5 protein-coding genes and 1 pseudogene are annotated in these 8,150 nt (G+C 69.3%); 4 read left to right on the top strand and 2 right to left on the bottom strand.

Translation table 11 applies throughout. The features are described 5' to 3' along the window. The 3 genes and pseudogenes from D7V97_RS14410 to D7V97_RS14400 all read left to right on the top strand — a co-directional run. A pseudogene (locus tag D7V97_RS14410) lies at positions 1-1,114 on the top strand (hypothetical protein); the annotation flags it as partial. A gap of 26 nt (positions 1,115-1,140) precedes the next feature. Continuing rightward, entirely contained in the window at positions 1,141-2,445 is a 1,305-nt protein-coding gene (locus D7V97_RS14405; RefSeq protein WP_233582788.1) for a hypothetical protein, read from the top strand. 399 nt (positions 2,446-2,844) lie between these two features. Continuing rightward, a complete protein-coding gene (locus tag D7V97_RS14400) occupies positions 2,845-3,219 on the top strand; it encodes a DHCW motif cupin fold protein (protein ID WP_199728807.1) in 375 nt (124 codons plus the stop codon). Positions 3,220-3,230: 11 nt separating this feature from the next. Here D7V97_RS14400 and D7V97_RS14395 read toward each other — a convergent pair whose 3' ends face one another. Both D7V97_RS14395 and D7V97_RS14390 read right to left on the bottom strand, forming a co-directional pair. Further along, positions 3,231-3,737: an HNH endonuclease gene (locus D7V97_RS14395; RefSeq protein WP_233582786.1), complete on the bottom strand. Its 507-nt coding sequence runs from the start codon at positions 3,735-3,737 to the stop codon at positions 3,231-3,233. Positions 3,738-4,064: 327 nt separating this feature from the next. After that, positions 4,065-5,075 (bottom strand): hypothetical protein, encoded by a 1,011-nt coding sequence (locus tag D7V97_RS14390; protein ID WP_120611208.1) that lies wholly within the window; start codon positions 5,073-5,075, stop codon positions 4,065-4,067. Between the two features lie 305 nt (positions 5,076-5,380). Between D7V97_RS14390 and D7V97_RS46625 the strand changes: the two genes are divergently transcribed. Next, entirely contained in the window at positions 5,381-8,071 is a 2,691-nt protein-coding gene (locus D7V97_RS46625) for a serine/threonine-protein kinase (protein ID WP_304988505.1), read from the top strand. Positions 8,072-8,150 lie beyond the last annotated feature (79 nt).

Genomic DNA, 8,150 nt, shown 5'->3' with positions numbered 1-8,150 from the left:
CATGGTGGGCCTGTACGCGGGAGGGAAGGGGGCGCGTGCCTTACGTGAAGCAAGCCTCTCCCGACAGGAGGGGGCGCGGCTCCAGGCGGTGGTGCCCCGCGTGGAGGCGCTGAAGGCCGTGCTGGCGAGGTTGGAGGCGCGACTGGGAGAGAGCGCGGTGGGGGAGTTGGCCCGCCACCTCCAGCAGAGCCGGGAGGCGGCCCTCCTGGTGAGCGAGTGGGGCGAGGCGGGCGCCCTGGCGCTGCACGAGACGCGAGGTAATGTTGCTCAAGCACAAGCCTCGTTGTCGGTGCGGTATCGCGCCCCTCCGAGCGCCACGTCCACTGGCGGTGGCACAGGGAGAAGAGGCGGTACTCAGCCCTCGGTGCCACCCGAGGCAGCCGGACTCCCCGCGGAGGTGGCGGGGGCGAAGTTCCAGCAGTTGGAGGCGGAGTTCCCGGGAGAGCGCCTGTCAATGGACGTGGCGGAACTGACAAGGCACCGTCATGCCCTTCAGGCAGCGGCTCCTGCCGAAGTGACTGCGCAGCCACGCTGGGCCGACTACGTGGCGTACTTGGAGACGAGGGTCGCGGAAATCCAGGAGGGGATGGCGCAGAAGGGTCCGCTGAAGTGGGCCGGCTACCAACTCGTGCGTGACAGGTACGCCCGGGGCCTGGCCTTCGAGAAGAAGATGGTCGCACTCCTGGAGGAGGATGCGGCCCTGCCGCGGGCGCAGCGGCGGTGGCTCCGGGACTTCGAGCAGCCGCGCATCGAGACGCACGTGGGGGTGGCGAAGGTGGACCTGCGCTTCGCGGACGTGCTCGTCATCGAGGCGCGGCCTTCTCCCGGACAGTCACCTCGGGTGGAGACCTTCAGCTTCAAGAGCCGGGACCTCCGCTTCTTGGAGCAGAGGGAGCTGGCTACACAGATGGCAGCGGACGCCACTGCGGCCCTACGGTATTACGGTGAGACGGTGCACATCCGCCGACCTGGGCTCCGACTCGAAGTGAAAGTTCAAAGGGTCCGCCTCGTTTATGAAGGTAATCAACTCAAGCCCAAGAAGGTGGGAACGTTGGAGGCGGCCTTGGACGCTGTCAGAGAGGAAGTCGACGGGGTGGATGTGGTGGTCCAATGAGCATTCCTGGGTTTCGTAGATTGAATATGGACGACAACCTTCTCCTCTCGTTCGAAGGTGCTTTCGCGCACCAGGCTGACTTCGAGCGCGAGTTGGAGCCCTTCCTGCAGGCGCTTGAGTTGGGTGCCGGCGAGTGGATGCCGGACATCGTCAAAGGGAAGCGGCGACAGAGCTACTCTCGTGCTGCCATTCGGAAAATACTGAGAGAGGAGCGCGGCGAAAGGAGCACCTCCATTGGGCTCTATCGCAAGAAGTGGCCCGTGTTGGATATGTCGCTCCGGCTCAGGTTTCCGCCTCTTCCTTCAAGCCTGCAAGTCTGGCTCGACGTTCAACCCCTCGCCCTCTTTGCAGAGGACGAATGCTGCCGGAGCTTCATGGAAATGGTCCGGGCGTGGGCCATCCACTACCCGGCACCGTATGCTTCGGCCCACAGCATGGCTGACCGTGAGTTGGCGGGCTCCCCCCATTTCGGCCGCGATGCTGAGGTGTCTCGGAGAGATGGATTCGACAAGATTTATGAGCTGTGTTGGCTGAACGTCTTCGGCCCCAAGCTCGTGGAAGGCGTAGGCCGCGAGCGGATGCTCTCGACTCCTGCACACCTCGTGGAGGAACTGCCCAACGGTTCTGTCCTCCTGGTGCTTCGGCCCACCGCCGCGGACTTCGCGAGCGATGAAGCGCGTGTGGCGCAGGCCCGTGCCCATGTCCACCTGCGGCCAGACCTCGACTTCGACACGGTGCTGAACACGCTGCGAGAGCGCAGTGCCGCGCTCGCCCCTGTGGAACCTCGCTTCCACCCGGACCTGGCGCCGCTTCTCTCGCGGCTGCCGGACGAGTTCGCCATCAGCGAGCGGCAGCAGAAGATTGCCGAACTCAACGCCTTCCAGCCACCCGAGCCCGAGGAGTGGCTTCCGGTCGCACTTCCTTCGGACGTGGAGAATCCCGAGCGCGCCCGCAGCGACTACGGCGACCTGTCCGAAAGCCTCGTGGCGGCGCTGCACACCCAGGTGCCCTCCATCATGGAAGAGACACCTGAGTCCCTCACGGACCTGGACTTCTACTTCTGGAGGGAGAATTTCCCGGAGAGGTACACGCGGGACCTCATCGACGAGCACACCGCTCCGGCCCTGGGGGCCTACCTGGGCGGCATGCTGGTGCGGCGGCTGGGCGGGACGTGGGTGCCGCGGCAGAAGCTGGAGGAGTCCCAGGTGCGTGTCGACAAGCGCGTCTGGCTGCCGTTCCTCCGCGCCCGTCGGTACATGCAGTCCCGCCAGTCGCTGCTGGACTACTCGCTCACCCAGTTTTTTCGGGAGGCGGAAAGGCACCGGGCCTGACCTGGCGCTGCTGTAGAGCGACAGCAAAATTGACCCCCTCGCGACACTAAAACTGCCCCCTCCCCGGGCCTGCAAACCAGGGAGGTTGTCACCCAGGACAGCGCCAGCCAGCCTGCGCACCCGCCTGCGGCGTTCACTGCTTGAGACTGCCCTTGAAGACGTGCTCCCAGTGCCACTTCAGGTAGCGGGGGGGGCCGCCATTCGGGCCGTTCAGGGAGGCGCAATCGGGGGTGCGGCTGGACGAGATGGCCCAGCTCCTCGGGCATGTCCCCTCGACGCGTTCGAGCAGCGCGTGGGATGGCGCCTGGACCCGGACCTCCGCACCTTGGGACCTGAGCGGGCACCTGTCGGAGGGACGCGAGCGGGCCGAGACTGTAGGGTGAAGGCTCGGCCTCCCTTGTGGGGGGCTGGGGCGCACGAGCACGTCGTTGGAAGGAGTCACTTCTGAAGATCTCGAACATCCCCTTCGGCACCACCGACTGGAGCAAGATCCAGCCCACGGAGCACCCGGGGGAATCAGGGAAGGCGCTCTGGCGAACGCTCCAGGCGGGAGACATCCGGGTCCGGCTCGTTGAGTACACACCCGGATACGTGGCGGACCACTGGTGCCGCCGCGGCCATATCCTGCTCGTGCTCGAGGGGACGCTGCACACCGAGTTGAAGGACGGCAGGCATTTCGAGCTCGGGCCGATGATGAGCTACCAGGTCTCCGATGACGACGGCTCCCACCGCTCGTCGACAGAGACAGGGGCCAGGCTCTTCATCGTGGACTGAGCTCACGGGAGCTAGCCTTTGAAGACGTGCTCCCGGTGCCACTTCAGATAGCTGGGGTGGGGCCGCCATTCGGGCCGTTCAGGCAGACGCAACCGCCGGTGTGGTTGGACGAGATGGCCCAGCTCCTCGGGCATATCCCGCTTCGCCAACAGCACGCGGTGATCGTCATCGACGGAGATCAACCCACGGTCGAACATCCAATGGACGGTTCCCGTCAGGGCCAGACCATTGCGAACGGAGTCGGGCCCGTGAGCCGCCACGGGCTGGATGTGGGCTGCCTGGACCTCCGGGCGGCCTCCTCCGTTGATGAGCCTCAAGCCGGAGATGGCGCAGGTCTCTCCATAGGCCTGCCGCACGGTGTGGCGGAAGGCTTCATCCCGGAAGGGCCGCCAGAGGACCTGTTGCTCCAAGGGCCGCGCCGCGTAGGTGGGCTCTTCCGCGACGTGCTGCTCCCACGGCTTCAGCTCCCGACGGAAGCCTGACTGGACGATGAGCTCGAACTCCGCGTCCTCCAGCAATCGGACCGCGCGGCCAAAGGCTCCCTTGATGACGCCGCCGTGCGCGAGTGGCTGCGCAAGTCCGCGGAGGCCGTGAACTCCAGCTTCCAGGCGTGGACGCGCTGGGCGGACGCACACTCCACCTCCAGCGCCTTCGCGCGCTACCGCTCCGACAACCACCTGTCCTGGGGCCTGGCCGGGCTTCTGGGATTAGGCGGGGCCCAACGGCGGCAGCATCCACAAGGCCTCTACGCGCTACGCCGCCTTCATCCTGGGCGAGCGCGCTTCACCCCAGGCCACCGAGGCCGCGCCCCCGGGCAGTGAAGGCCCGGGGGGCTTCAGGCGGTGCTAGCTGGACTCGGCGATGCTCGCGCGCCGGCTGGCGCCGCCGTTGCCCTTGCCGAGCACGTTGGCGCGCTCCACGTTGCGCTGGGCCAGCGCCTCCAACTGCTCCGGCGTCTTGGTCTTGCGGTCCTTCTCCTTCTGGATCGTCATCACGCCGCCGCCGCCGTGGTTCTCCTTCGCGGAGGAGACGCACTTCTTCAGGTCCGCGGCCGTCATCCAGTAGGCCCCGTTGACGGGGTCGCGCACGTGGTAGAGGTCGTCGTCCTTGCTGTCCGTCTTGCCCGCGTCGACGCCGTCGATGGTGATCCAGTGCAGCTCGCCGGGCTCCTGCTTCTGCTCACCCGGCTCCAGCGTCGTGTTGAGCAGCGCGTTGGAGTCCACCTGCGCCAGCGCGAGCTCCCCCTTCTTGAGGGCGTTGCTCAGCATCTTCGTGTCGCAGTCCGCGGAGCTGTGGGTGACGGCGATGCCCATGGAGCCCAGGACGGCGCCCATCTCGGCGGGCGTCGCGCCGTCGTCCAGGTTCACGTCCACGCCCTGCTCCTTCACGCCCGAGGGGGAGGTCGCGAGCGTGTCCGCCTTGTTGCGCACCTGCTCCTGGGCCTGCTGCTGCGTCAGCGGCGCCGGGGCCTCGCTGTCGGACTGCTCCAGGAAGGTAAGGGCGGCCTCCGCGCAGCCGGTCTTGCTGGTCTGCACGACGGTGGGCTGGGTGGACTTCCAGCCATTCTCCTGCTGCGCCTGCTCCGCCTCGTTGACGGGCATCGCACTGGCGGGCGCGGTCGAACCCGGAGGGGGCGGCGCCGCCAGCTCCGGCAGGCCCTTCTTCTTGGCGCGCTCGTCCTCGAAGGAGTCCAGGTAGACGCCCTGGTTGACGTCCAGCGGCTTCGCGTTCGGGGCGTCCGCCAGCGGCTCCTTCACGGATTCGGCGGCCGCGGCCATGTTCGCCCGGGCCTGCTCCGCCGCCTGACGCACTCGCGCCATGACCGAGTCAATCTTGGAGCCGATGCTGAAACCCATGGGAGTTCCCCTGTTTCTGATGTCCTGAACGCATTATCCGCGGAGGACTCTGGAGGTTGCTTCGGAATTCCAGGATCTGACGAGAACGCGCGATTTCCAACGCAACCGGGCAGGCGTCCCGGTAGACAAACAGGGGATCCATCAATGAGGGGTACACTGGATCCATGGCGAACCGGAATGACAGGGATGACGGGGCCTCTGCCCCCGGCTCCGCACCGCGTGTTTCAGCCTCGCGGGAATCCTACGGTACGGGGCGAGGTGGTGCGGCCGGGACGGGACGCCGGGAGTCGGAGAGCACGCCCTCGGTGGGCGCGGGCCGCGAGTCGCAGCGGCTGTCGTCGCGGCAGGTGGGCCGCTTCCTGCCGCTGAAGGTGCTGGGGCAGGGGGGCATGGGGGTGGTGTACGCCGCCTATGATCCGGACCTGGACCGCAAGGTGGCGCTGAAGCTCTTGCGGGTGAAGGGCGGCCACGAGGACCTGGAGCAGGGGCGGGCGCGGCTGCTGCGCGAGGCGCAGGCCATGGCGCGCATCTCCCACCCCAACGTCATCCCCGTCTTCGAGGTGGGGCAGTGGGACAGCCAGGTCTACGTGGCGATGGCGCTGGTGGACGGCGGCACGCTGCGGGACTGGACGAAGGCGCGGCCCCGGACGTGGCAGGAGCTGTTGGACAAGTACCTGGCGGCGGGCCGGGGCCTGGAGGCCGCGCATGTGGCGGGGCTGGTGCACCGCGACTTCAAGCCGGCCAACGTGCTGGTGGGCAAGGACGGGCGCGTCTACGTCACCGACTTCGGCCTCGCGCGGCCCATGGGCGAGGTGGACGATGAGGACGAGGTCGGCGACGGCGACGCCCGCGAGCGGACGCGGCCCGTGCGGGACGAGTCGCTGCTCGACTCGCAGCTGACGCAGGCGGGGCTGGTGATGGGCACGCCCGCCTATATGTCGCCGGAGCAGTTCCGGGGCGAGCTGCTGGACTCGCGGTCGGATCAATTCAGCTTCTGCGCGGCGCTGTACCGCGCGCTGTATGGCATCCGCCCCTTCGACCCGGACGAGCTGTCGCGGGTGGCGTCGCAGCTGCGGCCCCAGGGCGGGGCGCTGGAGGCGGGCGACCCGGGCGTGACGCAGGCCGCGGCGGTGCAGGTGCTGCCGCCGTCGCCCATCCAGGAGCCGCCGAAGGACACGAAGGTGCCGGGCTGGGTGCGCCGCGCGCTGATGAAGGGCCTGTCGCTGGAGCCGCAGGACCGCTTCCGCTCCATGGCGGCGCTGCTGGACGCGCTGGGGCAGCGGGAGCGGCGGGCCCTGCGCAACCGGCGGGTGGGCGCCGCGGTGGCGGCCACCGTGGTGCTGGGCGTGGCGAGCGGAGCGGTGTGGTCGCGCTCGCGGGTGTGCGCCGGAGCGGAGGCGCTGGTGTCGGAGCGCTGGGGCGCGGACGCGCGCGAGAAGGTGACGCAGGCGTTCCTCGCGACGAAGAGCCCGGTGGCGCAGGACATGGCCCGCCGGGTGGGCGACGTGCTGGACGGCTACGGCGCGGAGTGGGCGAAGCAGCACACGACGGCGTGCGAGGACACGCGCGTGCGCGAGGTGCAGACGGAGGCGCTGCTGTCCCAGCGCTTCGTGTGCCTGGAGCGGCGGCGCAAGGACCTGGGCGCGCTGGTGGGCACGCTCCAGACGGCGGACGCGGCGCTCGTGGACAAGGCGCTGGACGCGGCCTACGCGCTGCCCGCCCCCGGTGACTGCGCGGACGTGGAGGCCCTGTCGGAGGTGCAGCCCCGGCCGGCGGATCCGGCGAAGCGCGCGGAGCTGGACGCGCTGGAGGAGCAGCTGGCGGAGGTGAAGGCGCGCATCGACACGAGCCGTCTGCCCAAGGCGCTGGAACTGGCGAAGCAGGCGGAGGCGCGCGTGGTGGCGACGGGCTACCTGCCGCTGGTGGCGGAGCTGCGCTTCCACCTGGGCTGGGCGCAGGCGGCGCTGGGCGACAAGGTCGCGGGCGGCGCGGTGTTGGAGCAGGCCGTCTACGACGCGGAGGCCGGTCGCGCGGACCGGCTGGCCGTGTCGGTGATGAACAAGCTGCTCTACGTGGACGGCGAGCGGGAGAAGTACGAGCTGGCGCAGCGCTGGGGTCGGTTGGGGGACGCGACGCTCCAACGCCTGGGCGGGGACGCGGTGCTGGAGAGCGACCTGAAGGTGAACCAGGCGAACCTCGCGCTGATGCAGGAGCACCCGGAGGAGGCGCGGGCGCTGCTGGAGAAGGCGTCCGGGCTGCTCGCGAAGGCGCTGCCGGAAGGGCACCCCAAGCGGGCGCGCGTGACGTTCACGCTGGGGCGCACGCTGCTGGAGACGGGCGCGTCGGCGGAGGCGGTGAAGGTGCTGAAGGACGCGCTCCAGCAGACGGAAGCCGCGCTGGGCCCCGTGCACCTGGACACCGCGCGGCGACATCAGGCGCTGTCCATGGCGCTGCGCGAGCAGAAGGACTTCGCCGGGGCGCTGGAGCACGCGCGGGTGTCGGTCTCCATCCACCGCACGCTGCTGGGGCCCTCGCACGTGAAGCTGGCGGAGGCGCTGGACGAGGAGGGCATGAGCCTGCTGGCGCTCAAGCGCTACCCGGAGGCGCTGAAGGACTACGAGGAGGCGCTCGCCGTGAAGGAGGCGAAGCTGGGGCTGGAGGACGAGCTGCTCCAGTACTCGCTGGACGGCGTGGGGCAGGCGCTGCTGGGCATGGGCCGCACGCGCGACGCGGTGGCTCCGCTGAAGCGGGCGCTGACGTTCAAGGACGCGCAGGAGGACTCGCTCGGCGAGTCGGGCTTCGCGCTCGCCCAGGCGCTGTGGAAGGAAGGGGAGCAGCAGGAGGCTCGCGACGCGGCGACGCAGGCCCTGGCGCGCTTCACGTCCGCCGGTCGCGCGGATCAAGCGAAGGCCGTGGAGTCCTGGCTCCAGGATCGGCCCGCGCCCACGGCGAAGGTCGTTCCGGCGTCGGCGGTGCGTGGCAAGCGCCGGCGGTAGGGCCCGGGCGCAGCGTGAGCAGGTCTCCGTCCGTGCGGCTGGCGCTGCTGCCGCAGGGACGGTCCCACCAGCGGGTTCT

Source organism: Corallococcus sp. CA053C (assembly GCF_003611675.1).
GTDB lineage: Bacteria > Myxococcota > Myxococcia > Myxococcales > Myxococcaceae > Corallococcus.
This window is presented reverse-complemented; position numbering and strand designations above follow the sequence as displayed.